The following is a 13,015-nucleotide window of genomic DNA, read 5'->3' as shown; positions in this document are numbered from 1 at the left end:
AAGCCCTTTGGTTCCTTTCGGCGCTTGAGAAAGGGACTCGTCCGGGGGGACGAAACCAGAAACATCCGCAGAACTCGGCAAGCAGCTGGGCTCAGGACGTTCTAGCAACACTTTACGCAGACATAGCCAATGAATTCACCCCTACAAGACACAGGCCACTCAGACCAGGGTCAGGGTCACGTCGATATTGCCGCGAGTGGCGTTGGAGTAGGGGCACACGATGTGGGCCTTGTCCACGATGGCGCGGGCTTCCTCACGGTCCAGGCCGGGGATGTCGATGCGCAGTTCCACTTCGATGCCGAAACCGGTGGGAATGGCGCCGATGCCCACGATGCCTTCGATGGAGGTATCGGCCGGCAGCTTGTGCTTGTCGCGGGCGGCGACGAACTTCAGTGCGCCGAGGAAGCAGGCCGAGTAGCCGGCTGCGAACAGTTGCTCGGGGTTGGTGCCTTCGCCGCCGGCGCCGCCCAGCTCGCGCGGGGTAGTCAGGCTGACGTCGAGCACGCCGTCGGAGGAGATGGCGCGGCCTTCACGGCCGCCGGTGGCTTCTGCGTAGGCGCGGTAGAGAACGTTTTCGATGCTCATGATGGTTTCCTTTTCAGTCAGGTTTGGATTGCGTGGTGTGCGTGGGTGGTCTGGGTTATCTGGATCAGCCGTCGTGGTTGATCAGCCATTCCGGGTATTGGGCGCCGCTACCGTTGCCGCTGCTTTTCTGCTCGCTGCTCCCGGTATCGGCGAAGCTGGCGGAGGAAAACGCGAGGATGGCGGTGAAGGTGATCAGGGCTTTCATGGCGATTCTCCGATGTAGTTGGTTCGTTAATGTTTGGCGTGCTAAGTAATTCGGTGAGGCAGAATTTACTGCTGAGTTATTTTGCGTGCAAGTTAATTTTTAGAGCATTTTGTTCTACCGCCAAATCAGAAAAGACATAAGCCTCTGGAATGCGCCATGAGTGGAATAGGTGGCGGAGCGGGGCGGGGGTTATGCTGCGGGCCCCGCCCGAGTCGGTGGTCTATATGAATGAGAGCGGGTCTCTTTGATTTTGTTGTTGTAATAACAAAATATTTTGCATTGCCTAGTGAATTTCTAATCGAATTGGCAGTATTGTGGTTTGTATAAAAACAAATCCACCCGCTACCTGGAGTCGAATCCATGCATCCCCGCGTACTTGAGGTAACCGAACGCCTGGTGGAGCGCAGCCGCGCAACCCGCGAGCGCTACCTGGCGATGATTCACAAGGCGGCCAGCGATGGGCCGCAGCGCGGCAAGCTGCAGTGCGCCAACTTCGCCCATGGCGTGGCCGGTTGCGGTGGTGGCGACAAGCAGCGCCTGCGCCTGATGGATTCGGCCAACGTGGCCATCGTCACCGCCTACAACGACATGCTCTCGGCCCACCAGCCTTATGAGGACTACCCGGAAAAAATCCGCCAGGCCCTGCGCGACATCGGTTCGGTGGGTCAGGTGGCCGGCGGTGTGCCGGCCATGTGCGACGGCGTCACCCAGGGTGAGCCGGGCATGGAACTGGGCATCGCCAGCCGCGAAGTGATCGCCATGTCCACCGCGGTGGCGCTGTCGCACAACATGTTCGATGCGGCACTGTTCCTCGGCATCTGCGACAAGATCGTCCCCGGTCTGATGATGGGCGCGCTGCGCTTCGGCCACCTGCCGTCGATCTTCGTGCCGGCCGGGCCCATGCCGTCGGGCTTGTCGAACAAGGAAAAGGCCGAAGTGCGCCAGCGCTACGCCGAGGGCAAGGCCAGCCGCGACGAGCTGCTGGAGTCGGAGATGAAGGCCTATCACAGCCCCGGCACCTGCACCTTCTACGGCACCGCCAACACCAATCAGATGCTCATGGAAGTGATGGGCCTGCACCTGCCGGGTGCGTCTTTCGTCAACCCGAATACCCCGCTGCGCGAGGCGCTGACCGTGGAGGCGGCGCGCCAGGTCACGCGCCTGACGAAGCAGGGCGGGCAGTTCGTGCCCATTGGCGAAATCGTCGACGAGCGCGTGCTGATCAACTCGATCATCGCCCTGCACGCCACCGGTGGCTCCACCAACCACACCCTGCACATGCCAGCCATCGCCCAGGCGGCGGGCATCCAGCTCACCTGGCAGGACATGGCGGACCTCTCCGAGGTGGTGCCGACGCTGGCCCACGTCTATCCCAACGGCAAGGCCGACATCAATCACTTCCACGCCGCTGGCGGCGTGGCCTTCCTGGTGCGCGAGCTGCTCGATGCCGGCCTGCTCCATGAAGACGTCAACACCGTCATGGGGCGTGGCCTGCGCCAGTACACCCGGGAGCCGTTCCTGGAAGACGGCACGCTGGTGTGGCGCGAAGGTTCGGGCAAGAGTCTGGACGCATCCATCCTGCGCCCGGTTTCTACGCCCTTCTCGCCGGAAGGGGGTCTGCGCGTGATGGTGGGCAATCTCGGCCGTGGCGTGATGAAGGTGTCCGCCGTGGCACCGGAGCACCAGGTGGTCGAGGCCCCGGCGCGGGTCTTCCACGACCAGCAGGCGCTGGCCGATGCCTTCAAGGCCGGTGAGCTGGACCGCGACCTGGTGGCGGTGATGCGCTTCCAGGGCCCGCGCAGCAACGGCATGCCCGAGCTGCACAAGATGACCCCCTTCCTCGGTGTGCTGCAGGACCGTGGCTTCAAGGTGGCCCTGGTCACTGACGGGCGCATGTCCGGCGCCTCGGGCAAGATTCCCGCCGCCATCCACGTCTGCCCGGAAGCCTTCGACGGCGGGCCGCTGGCGCGGGTGCGCGACGGCGACCTGATGCGCGTGGACGGCACCACCGGCACTCTGGAAGTTCTGGTAGATGCCGCCGAATTCGCCGCCCGCGAGCTGGCACCCTGGGACCTCGAAGCCAATGTCGGAACGGGGCGCGAACTCTTTGCCTTCATGCGCGAGTCCTTCAGCAGCGCCGAGCAGGGCGCCAGCGCCTTCACCCGCAACCTGGAGAGCCTGAAGTGAAGCTGGCGCTGGTCGGAGACATTGGCGGTACCAATGCGCGTTTCGCGCTCTGGCGCGACGAGGAACTGGAGTCTGTGCGGGTGCTGGCCACCGCCGACTTCGCCGGGCCGGAACAGGCCATCAGTCATTACCTTGCCGGCCTCGGCCTGGCGCTGGGTAGCCTGGGTGCCGTCTGCCTGGCGGTGGCCGGGCCCGTGAGTGGCGAGCACTTCCGCTTCACCAACAATCACTGGCGCCTGAGCCGCTCGGCCTTCTGCCGCACCTTGCAGGTGGAGGAGTTGCTGCTGATCAACGACTTCTCCGCAATGGCCCTGGGCATGACCCGCCTGCGCGAGCACGAAAAGCTGCAGGTCTGTCCCGGCGTCGCCGACCCGGACAGTCCGGCGGTGGTGATCGGTCCGGGCACCGGCCTTGGCGTCGGCACCCTATTGCCGCTAGGCGAAGGGCGCTGGAAGGCGTTGCCGGGGGAGGGCGGACATGTCGACCTGCCGGTGGGCAACCTGCGCGAGGCAACCCTCTGGCAGCAACTGCACGGCCAGCTCGGCCATGTCAGCGCCGAGAACGTGCTCAGCGGCAACGGCCTGCTGCAGCTCTATCGCGCCGTCTGTGCCGTGGACGGTCATGCGCCGCGCCTGGCTTCGCCTGCGGAAGTGAGTGCGGCGGCGTTGGCGGGTGACCCGCTGGCCGAGGACGTGCTGGACCTGTTCTGTGGCTGGCTTGGGCGAGTGGCCGGTAACAACGTGCTGACCCTTGGCGGCCGTGGTGGTGTGTATATAGTCGGCGGCGTGGTGCCGCGCTTTGCAGCCTTTTTCCAGAAGAGCGGCTTCGCCCGCGCCTTCGCCAGCAAGGGCTGCATGAGCGGTTACTTCGAAGGCATCCCCGTGTGGCTGGTGACAGCTGAATACCCCGGCCTGGAAGGCGCCGGCGTCGCCCTGCAACCGTCGCCACTCCGTAGGATGGCGTAGAGCGCAGCGAAACCCATCAACCCCAGCGATGGGTTTCACAGGCTCGCGGAACGCCGCCCGACCGATCCTACCGGCACCTCGTATCACCAGTGTTTGATCAGAACAACAAAGGACGGCCACTGTGAGCCAATCCGGAAAATCCATTCTCCTGGTTGATGACGACCAGGAGATTCGCGAACTGCTAGAAACCTACCTGAGCCGCGCCGGCTTCCAGGTGCGCAGCGTGGCCGATGGCGACGGCTTCCGTCGTGCCATGGGTGAAGAGGCGGCTGACCTGGTGATACTCGACGTGATGCTGCCCGACGAAGACGGCTTCAGCCTGTGTCGTTGGGTGCGCGCCCATCAGCGCCTCGCGCAGGTGCCGATCATCATGCTCACCGCCAGCTCCGACGAAGCCGACCGCGTGATCGGCCTGGAGCTGGGCGCCGACGACTACCTCGGCAAGCCCTTCAGCCCCCGCGAGCTGCTGGCGCGGATCAAGGCCCTGTTGCGTCGCGTCGGTTTCGGTCAGGAGCGTGCGGTGGTCGAGGTGCTGGCCTTCGATGAATGGCGCCTGGACATGATCAGCCATCGCCTGTTTCACCTGGACGGCGAGGAGGTGATCCTTTCCGGCGCCGACTTCGCCCTGCTGAAGCTCTTTCTCGACCACCCGCAGCAGATCCTCGATCGCGACACCATCGCCAACGCCACCCGTGGCCGCGAGGTGATGCCCCTGGAGCGCATCGTCGACATGGCAGTCAGCCGCCTGCGCCAACGCCTGCGCGACACCGGCAAGGCGCCACGGCTGATCCGCACCGTGCGCGGCGCGGGCTACCTGTTGGCGGCGCAGGTGACGCCGCACCACCATGCTTAGGCTGATGCCGCGCTCGCTGCTCGGGCGCATGCTGTTTCTCACCCTGCTGGTGGTGCTGCTGGCGCAGGCGTTGTCCAGCGTCATCTGGGTCTCGCAGCTGCGCGCCAGCCAGATGGAAGGCCTGCTCACCAGCGCCCGCAGCCTGGCGCAATCCATGGTCGCCAGCGTCAGCTACATCCGCTCGCTGCCCATCGGCTACCGCCCCATGGTGCTGGATCAGTTGCGCTCCATGGGCGGCACGCGTTTCTTCGTGTCCCTCAACGACAAGCCGCTGGAGATGCGCGTGCTGCCGGAAACCCCGCGCAAGCGCGCGGTGCTCGACGAGGTGGAAGCGGTGCTGCGCGAACGGCTGGGCAAGCAGGTGGACCTGTCCCTGCACTTCGTCAATCCGGACGATCTGCGCATCTTCAACAGCGGCCTGAAGCTCGACGAACTGCCGCGCTCCTGGGCTCACTACGCGCTGACCCTGGAGCCGGTGAATCCGCCCATTCTGGTCACCCAGATCCAGATCGGGCCCAGCGAATGGCTGTACCTCGCATCCTTGATGCCCGAGCCCTACGCCACGCTGGAAGACCAGGGCCTGCCCACCCAGCAGCTCTGGTTCATCATCCTCACAAGCTCGTTCCTGCTGCTGTTCATCGGCCTGCTGGTGCACTGGCAGAGCCGCCCGCTGAAGCGTCTGGCCAGGGCTGCACGGGAAATGTCCCTGGGGGCGGAAGTGGAGCCCCTGCAGGAAGCCGGTGGCAGCGAAGTGGCCGACGTGAGCCGCGCCTTCAACAGCATGCGCGAACGCATCAGCCGCTACCTCAGCGAACGCAGCCAGTTGTTCAGTGCCATCTCCCACGACCTGCGCACCCCCATCACCCGACTGCGCCTGCGGGTTGAGCTGCTGGAGGACGAGACGCTGCAGGCCAAGTTCAGCCGTGACCTGGATGAACTGGAATTGCTGGTGAAGGGCGCGCTGCAGTGCGTGAAGGACACCGACATCCACGAGAACATCGAGCCGGTGGATCTCAACCACCTGTTGCATGGGCTGATCGAACCCTACCTCGGCTCCGGCCAGGTGACGCTGGAAGGGGAGGCAAGTGCCTCCTATCCCGGCAAGCCCCTGGCCCTGCGTCGCTGCATCGGCAACCTGGTGGACAACGCTTTGAAATACGGCGAGCGCGCGCACCTGCAGATCGAAGACAGCGACGACGCCTTCGTGCTGCATGTCGACGACGAAGGCCCCGGCGTGCCGGAGCAGAAGCTGGAACAGGTGTTCGAGCCGCACTTCCGCCTGGCCGGCCACACGCAGGGCTACGGGCTGGGGCTGGGCATCGCGCGGAATCTGGCGCACAGCCATGGCGGAGAGCTGAGCCTGCGCAATCTGCGTGAAGGCGGCTTGCGGGTGACGCTGTGGTTGCCCAGGCAGGCCTGATTCTTTCCCTCTCCCTTCGGGAGAGGGTGCCTTCGCGCGCATCATCGTTTGTAACCACCCCGTGACCATCCACTATCCCTTTGTTACCCGCGGGCTTGAAGGCCGTGGTTAGACTGCAGGCAAGCGCAAGCACCGACTTGCACAGTCATAAAAACAAGAAGGTATCCCTGTCCATGAATGCCATCTCCCGCCTGGCCGCTGTCGTTTCCCTCGCCTCCCTGTTCCCCCTGTCCGCCCTCGCCGGCGAAGTGGAAGTCCTGCATTGGTGGACGTCCGGTGGCGAGAAGCGTGCCGCCGATACCCTGCAGAAACTCGTCGAAGAGAAAGGCCACACCTGGAAGGATTTCGCCGTTGCCGGTGGTGGTGGCGAGGCCGCCATGACCGTGCTGAAAACCCGCGCTGTCTCCGGCAATCCGCCGTCTGCCGCGCAGATCAAGGGGCCGGATATCCAGGAGTGGGGCGAGCTGGGTCTGCTGGCTGAGCTGGACGAGGTCTCCAGCGAGGGCAAGTGGGATTCCCTGCTGCCCAAGCAGGTCGCCGACATCATGAAATACGACGGCCATTACGTGGCCGTGCCGGTCAACGTGCACCGGGTCAACTGGCTGTGGATAAACCCAGAGGTCTTCCAGAAGGCCGGCGCGACGCCGCCCACGACGCTCGACGAATTCTTCGCGGTCGCCGACAAGCTCAAGGCTGCCGGCTTCATCCCGCTCGCCCACGGTGGCCAGCCCTGGCAGGACGGCACGGTGTTCGAGGATCTGGTGTTCAGCATTCTCGGCCCGCAGGGCTACCACAAGGCCTTCGTCCTGCAGGACAAGGCGACCCTCACCAGCGACAAGATGGTGGAAGTCTTCGCCGCCCTGAAGAAGCTGCGCGGCTACGTCGACCCCGACGCCGCCGGCCGCGACTGGAACAGCGCCACTGGCCTGGTCATCAACGGCAAGGCCGGCATGCAGGTCATGGGCGACTGGGCCAAGAGCGAGTGGAGCGCCGCCGGTAAGGTGGCGGGCAAGGATTACCAGTGCCTGCCATTCCCTGGCACCCAGGGCAGCTTCGCCTACAACATCGACTCCCTGGCCATGTTCAAGCTCAAGGATGAAGCGAACATCCAGGCGCAGAACGACCTGGCGCGCACGGTGCTCGAGCCGCAGTTCCAGCAGTTCTTCAACCAGAACAAGGGCTCCATCCCTGTTCGCCTCGATCAGGACATGTCGAGCTTCGACGCCTGCGCCCAGCAGTCCATGAAGGACTTCAAGGAAGCGGCGGCCGGCGACGGCCTGCAGCCCAGCCTGGCCCACGGCATGGCCGCCTCCAGCTACGTGCAGGGCGCGGTATTCGACGTGGTGACCAACTTCTTCAACGACCCCGCCGCCGACCCGAAGAAGGCCGCGCAGCAACTGGCCGCTGCGATCGAAGCGGTGCAGTAAGCGCGCACCCGGGCGGGCCTTGCCCCGCCGGATTCCAGGTCTGATTTCCGGCACATGCCCAGGCATGTGCCTCGGGATCTGTCGCGCCTGAATTACCTGTAGGAGCCAGCTTGCTGGCGATGCGGAGTTGGTCGGCAACCTCGATGCCGGTCGGCTGCCTCTGTTCGCCAGCAAGCTGGCTCCTACGAGGTCCGTGCCACAGCTCTTTCCTTGCGAGGAGTTATCCATGTCTTCAACCGCAGTCTTCGCCAAGGCCTCACCGCTGGACGCGCTGCAACGCTGGCTGCCCAGGCTGGTACTGGCGCCCAGTGTGCTGATCGTGCTGGTCGGCTTCTACGGCTACATCCTCTGGACCTTCCTGCTGTCCTTCACCAACTCGCGCTTCATGCCCAGCTACAAGTTCGTCGGACTGCAGCAGTACGAGCGCCTGCTGGACAACGACCGCTGGTGGGTGGCCAGCCAGAACCTGCTGGTCTACGGCGGGATGTTCATCGGCATCAGCCTGGTGATCGGCGTGTTCCTGGCGGTACTGCTGGACCAGCGCATCCGCCGCGAAGGCTTCATCCGCACCGTCTACCTCTACCCCATGGCGCTGTCGATGATCGTTACCGGCACCGCCTGGAAGTGGTTGCTCAACCCCGGCCTCGGCCTGGACAAGCTGCTGCGCGACTGGGGCTGGGAAGGCTTCCGCCTGGACTGGTTGGTGGACCCGGACCGGGTCGTCTACTGCCTGGTGATCGCCGCCGTGTGGCAGTCCTCGGGCTTCGTCATGGCGCTGTTCCTCGCCGGCCTGCGTGGGGTGGACCAGTCGATCATCCGCGCGGCCCAGGTGGATGGGGCGAGCCTGCCGACCATCTACCTGCGCATCGTCCTGCCGAGCCTGCGTCCGGTGTTCTTCAGCGCGCTGATGATCCTCGCCCACATCGCCATCAAGAGCTTCGACCTGGTGGCGGCGATGACCGCCGGCGGCCCCGGCTACGCCTCCGACCTGCCGGCGATGTTCATGTACGCCCACACCTTCACCCGCGGCCAGATGGGCCTCGGCGCCGCCAGCGCGATGCTCATGCTCGGCGCGGTGCTGGCGATCCTGGTGCCCTACCTGTACTCCGAACTGAGGAACAAGCGCCATGACTAGCCTGGCCGGAAACCCCGCCTTCAGTTTCAGCCGCCTGGCCATCCACGCCACGCTGTTCGTTGCCTGCGCCGTGTACCTGGTGCCGCTGGTGGTGATGCTGCTGACCAGCTTCAAGACGCCGGACGACATCCGCACCGGCAACCTGCTGTCGCTGCCCGACGTGTTCACCCTGGTGGGCTGGGCCAAGGCCTGGGCCAGCGTTGGCGGTTACTTCTGGAACTCGGTGAAGATCACCGTTCCGGCGGTGATCATCTCGACCCTGCTCGGCGCGCTGAATGGCTACGTGCTGTCCATGTGGCGCTTCCGCGGATCGCAGCTGTTCTTCGGGCTGCTGCTGTTCGGTTGCTTCCTGCCGTTCCAGGTGGTGCTGCTGCCGGCGTCTTTCACCCTCGGCCAGTTCGGCCTGGCCAACACCACCGGTGGCCTGGTGCTGGTGCATGTGGTCTACGGTCTGGCCTTCACCACGCTGTTCTTCCGCAACTTCTACGTGAGCATCCCGAACGCCCTGGTGAGCGCGGCGCGGCTGGACGGGGCGGGGTTCTTCACCATCTTCGGGCGCATCCTGCTGCCCATGTCGGTGCCGACCATCATGGTCTGCCTGATCTGGCAGTTCACCCAGATCTGGAACGACTTCCTCTTCGGCGTGGTGTTCGCCAGCGGCGACACCCAGCCCATCACCGTGGCCCTGAACAACCTGGTGAACACCAGCACCGGAGCCAAGGAATACAACGTCGACATGGCCGCCGCGATGATCGCCGGCCTGCCCACCCTGCTGGTCTACGTGCTGGCCGGCAAATACTTCCTGCGCGGGCTCACTGCCGGCGCTGTAAAAGGCTAGGAGTCGCACCCATGGCAACCCTCGAACTGCGCAACGTCAACAAGTCCTACGGCAGCGGCCTGGCGGACACCCTGAAGAACATCGAGCTGTCCATCGACTCCGGCGAGTTCCTGATCCTCGTCGGCCCCTCGGGCTGCGGCAAATCCACCCTGATGAACTGCATCGCCGGGCTGGAGAGCATCAGCGGTGGCGCGATCATGGTCGATGGCCAGGACATCAGCGGCATGAGCCCCAAGGATCGGGACATCGCCATGGTGTTCCAGTCCTACGCCCTGTACCCGACCATGAATGTGCGCGAGAACATCGCCTTCGGCCTGAAGATCCGCAAGATGCCGGCGGCCGATATCGACGCCGAGGTAGCGCGCGTGGCCAAGCTGCTGCAGATCGAGCACCTGCTGCAGCGCAAGCCGGGCCAGCTCTCCGGTGGCCAGCAACAGCGCGTGGCGATGGGCCGGGCGCTGGCGCGGCGGCCGAAGATCTACCTGTTCGACGAGCCGCTGTCGAACCTCGACGCCAAGCTGCGGGTGGAGATGCGCACCGAGATCAAGCTGATGCACCAGCGGCTGAAGACCACCACCGTTTACGTCACCCACGACCAGATCGAAGCCATGACCCTGGGTGACAAGGTGGCGGTGATGAAGGACGGCATCATCCAGCAGTTCGGCACCCCGCAGCAGATCTACAACGACCCGGCCAACCTCTTCGTCGCCGGCTTCATGGGTTCGCCGCCGATGAACTTCATCCCCCTGCGCCTGCAGCGTCGCGACGGCCGCCTGGTGGGCCTGCTGGACAGCGCCGACGGCCACTGCGAGCTACCCCTGGGCGGCGCCGATGGCGATCTGGAAGGGCGCGAACTGACCCTCGGCATCCGCCCTGAGCAGGTCCTGGTCGGCGCCAGCGACCTGCCGGTCATTCGTGCCGAGGTGCAGGTCCTGGAGCCCACCGGCCCGGATCTCCTGGCCTTCGTCGAGATCAACCAGACCAAGGTCTGCTGCCGTCTGGCCCCCGATGCGCCGGTTCGCGTAGGCGACACCCTCGACCTGCAGTTCGCGCCCGACAAGGTGCTGCTGTTCGACGCGCAAAGCGGCGAGCGGCTGTGTGCACCGGGAAAGGCCCGCAGCCCTGAGCGGCAAGCCAAGGTGGCGCAGCTCAAGGGGCGTTGAGCTGTAGCCCGGATGAAATCCGGGGATTGGCTGGCACGGCCTTCCCGGATTGCGCCTGGGCTACCTGGAAAGACGATCCATCGACGTACAACAATAAAAATCTGGAGTGGACATGAGCACGACGATCAAAGGTTTGTGGGTACTGCCCTGCGCGCTTTTCGCGGTTTCCGGTGTGGCGCAGGCGGTGGAGTTCACCGGCTACATGCGCAGCGGCGCCGGCGGTTCCAGCGAGGGCAGCACACAATCCTGCTTCCAGTTACCGGGGGCGCAATCGAAGTACCGTCTGGGGAACGAATGCGAGCAGTACATCGAACTGGACCTGCGCCAGGACCTGCTCAAGCTCGATGACGGTTCGGTGGTCAGCGTCGAAGGCATGGCGCAGCTCTACAACGAATACGGCCATACGCCCGAGTTCACCGGTGATCACGGCTTCGCGCGGATGAACCAGATGTACGCCGAGTGGAGCAACATGCCGGCACTGGGCGGCGGCTCCTTCTGGGCGGGGCGTCGTTTCTACAAGCGGAACGACATCCACATCTCCGACTTCTACTACTGGAACCAGAGCGCTACCGGCTTCGGCTTCGATGAAGTGGCCATCGGTGACCTCAGATACAGCTATGTGTTCTCGCGCAAGGACAACTACGACCAGGACCCTTACATCAACCGTCATGACTTCAACGTCGCGGGTTTCCAGACCAACCCCGGTGGCGAAGTGGAGCTGGGTGTCAGCTACATCGATAAGCCCGACAGCACGGACGCCCACAGCGGCTGGTCGGTGGCGGCGCAGCACAAGCAGAAGGAATTCCTCGGCGGGGTGAACACCTTCGCCCTGCAATACGGGCGTGGTCCGGGCACTGCGCTGGGCTACACCGGCGACCCGACCCTGGACAACGCCAACCAGAGCTGGCGCGTGGTGGAGTTCTTCGACTGGCAGGTGACCCCGCGCTTCGGTGGCCAGTTCGAGGTGATCTACCAGAAGGACAAGCGCCCCGATGGCGACGACCAGAACTGGTTGTCCGTCGGCGTGCGTCCGAGCTATGCGATTACCGAGCAGTTCAAGCTGGTCACCGAACTGGGCCGCGACCAGGTTGAAGCCCCGGGCGGCACCCGCAAGCTGACCAAGTTCACCATCGCGCCCACCTGGTCGCCGGCCGGTCCCGGTTTCTGGGAGCGTCCGGAAATCCGCCTCTACTACACCTACGCCAGTTGGAACGAAGCCGCCCAGCGCGCGGCCAGCGAACTGGCAGCAGGCTCGGCGCTGTCGGATACCGGCGCCTTCGGCGATGCCCTGCACGGCTCCAACTTCGGTGTGCAACTGGAGTACTGGTGGAAATGACCGGGAACGACGATGACCGCCGGTGAAATCCGCCGTCGCGGGCCGTGCCTGGTGAAGGCGGGGGAGGGTGCTGACCATCCCCTTGCCGGCCTGTTACGTCCGGCGAATGGGCAACCCTTTCGCTGGACCGAGCATCAGGGGCGCGAGCTGCTGCTGGTGGAACATCCGCGCTGTTCGGCGGTGTTCAGCCGCCAGGGCGGCCAGTTGCTGCACTTCCAGCCGTCCGGCGAACGTCCGTTGCTCTGGTGTGCGGCGCGTTGGCCGCGCATCGGTGCCATTCGTGGTGGTGTGCCGGTCTGCTGGCCGTGGTTCGGTCGTCACCCCATGGAAGGTGGTTGGCCGCACCACGGTTGGGCGAGGCTGTCGGATTGGCGACTTATCCACAAGGAGGCCGACACCGACGGCGTGCGCCTGAACTGGCGCCTCGACCTGCATGACTGGCAGGTGGAGCTGGTGACTGAGTTGGGCGAGCGCATGAGCGTGCAATTGGTCACCCGTCACCGTGACAGCGAGCCCTGCGTACTCAGCCACGCGTTGCACGCCTATTGGCGAGTCAGCGATGTGGCGCGGGTCGGGTTACTGGGGCTGGACGGCGCCGAAGGTCGCGACCTGCTGAGCCGCGAGGCGTGCCGGCAGGAAGGTGAGCTACGGGTGATCGACGGCTGCCACACGGTGTTCCGGCGCGGTGGTCGGGTGCGGATTCAGGACGCCGGCTGGCAGCGGCGGTTGTGCGTCGAGGGTGGGCGCAATCCTGGCACCGTGGTCTGGCATCCGGGCAGCCGGCCCTTGGCGGAAGTCAGCTGGTCGGAAGGGCTTGGCTTTCTCTCCGTGCAGGGCGCGGCCTGTGGCGAGGACAGCGTGGAGCTGGTGGCGGGGGAGGAAGCGAGGTTGAGTTTGAAGG

General features: G+C 64.9%; 12 protein-coding genes. 10 read left to right on the top strand and 2 right to left on the bottom strand.

All coding sequences use genetic code 11. The features are described 5' to 3' along the window. Positions 1–159: 159 nt before the first annotated feature. On the bottom strand, positions 160–585 hold the full coding sequence (locus tag FFS60_RS27775) for an organic hydroperoxide resistance protein (RefSeq protein WP_028630338.1): 426 nt from the start codon (positions 583–585) through the stop codon (positions 160–162). Positions 586–649: 64 nt separating this feature from the next. Further along, positions 650–790 carry a hypothetical protein gene (locus FFS60_RS28820; protein ID WP_169338777.1) on the bottom strand — a complete coding sequence of 47 codons (141 nt, stop codon included), beginning with the start codon at positions 788–790 and terminating at the stop codon, positions 650–652. 360 nt (positions 791–1,150) lie between these two features. Here FFS60_RS28820 and edd point away from each other — a divergent pair, with 360 nt between their 5' ends. From edd to FFS60_RS27725, 10 genes are all read left to right on the top strand, one after another. Next, positions 1,151–2,977, top strand: coding sequence for a phosphogluconate dehydratase (gene edd / locus FFS60_RS27770; RefSeq protein ID WP_137823804.1), 1,827 nt, complete (start codon positions 1,151–1,153; stop codon positions 2,975–2,977). After that, the gene (locus tag FFS60_RS27765) at positions 2,974–3,942 is read left to right on the top strand and encodes a glucokinase (protein ID WP_137823803.1); all 969 of its coding nucleotides are present in this window, start codon (positions 2,974–2,976) and stop codon (positions 3,940–3,942) included. The genes edd and FFS60_RS27765 overlap by 4 nt, the downstream gene beginning before the upstream one ends. A 121-nt stretch (positions 3,943–4,063) precedes the next feature. Next, on the top strand, positions 4,064–4,795 hold the full coding sequence (locus FFS60_RS27760) for a response regulator (RefSeq protein WP_028630341.1): 732 nt from the start codon (positions 4,064–4,066) through the stop codon (positions 4,793–4,795). A gap of 4 nt (positions 4,796–4,799) precedes the next feature. Next, a complete protein-coding gene (locus FFS60_RS27755) occupies positions 4,800–6,215 on the top strand; it encodes an ATP-binding protein (protein WP_051246834.1) in 1,416 nt (471 codons plus the stop codon). Between the two features lie 173 nt (positions 6,216–6,388). Then, positions 6,389–7,642 (top strand): ABC transporter substrate-binding protein, encoded by a 1,254-nt coding sequence (locus FFS60_RS27750; RefSeq protein WP_137823802.1) that lies wholly within the window; start codon positions 6,389–6,391, stop codon positions 7,640–7,642. 226 nt (positions 7,643–7,868) lie between these two features. Then, positions 7,869–8,777 (top strand): carbohydrate ABC transporter permease, encoded by a 909-nt coding sequence (locus FFS60_RS27745; protein WP_028630344.1) that lies wholly within the window; start codon positions 7,869–7,871, stop codon positions 8,775–8,777. Then, complete coding sequence (locus tag FFS60_RS27740) at positions 8,770–9,615, top strand: carbohydrate ABC transporter permease (protein WP_137823801.1); 846 nt, start codon at positions 8,770–8,772, stop codon at positions 9,613–9,615. The genes FFS60_RS27745 and FFS60_RS27740 overlap by 8 nt, the downstream gene beginning before the upstream one ends. An 11-nt stretch (positions 9,616–9,626) precedes the next feature. Then, positions 9,627–10,778: an ABC transporter ATP-binding protein gene (locus FFS60_RS27735; protein ID WP_028630346.1), complete on the top strand. Its 1,152-nt coding sequence runs from the start codon at positions 9,627–9,629 to the stop codon at positions 10,776–10,778. A 112-nt stretch (positions 10,779–10,890) separates the two neighbouring features. Next, complete coding sequence (locus FFS60_RS27730; RefSeq protein ID WP_171016596.1) at positions 10,891–12,114, top strand: carbohydrate porin; 1,224 nt, start codon at positions 10,891–10,893, stop codon at positions 12,112–12,114. A 12-nt stretch (positions 12,115–12,126) separates the two neighbouring features. Continuing rightward, positions 12,127–13,015: D-hexose-6-phosphate mutarotase (locus tag FFS60_RS27725; protein WP_137823800.1), on the top strand; the 889-nt coding region annotated here is incomplete at its 3' end.

Origin of the sequence: Pseudomonas sp. D(2018) (assembly GCF_005502555.1) — a bacterium.
Lineage (GTDB): Bacteria > Pseudomonadota > Gammaproteobacteria > Pseudomonadales > Pseudomonadaceae > Metapseudomonas > Metapseudomonas resinovorans.
This window is presented reverse-complemented; position numbering and strand designations above follow the sequence as displayed.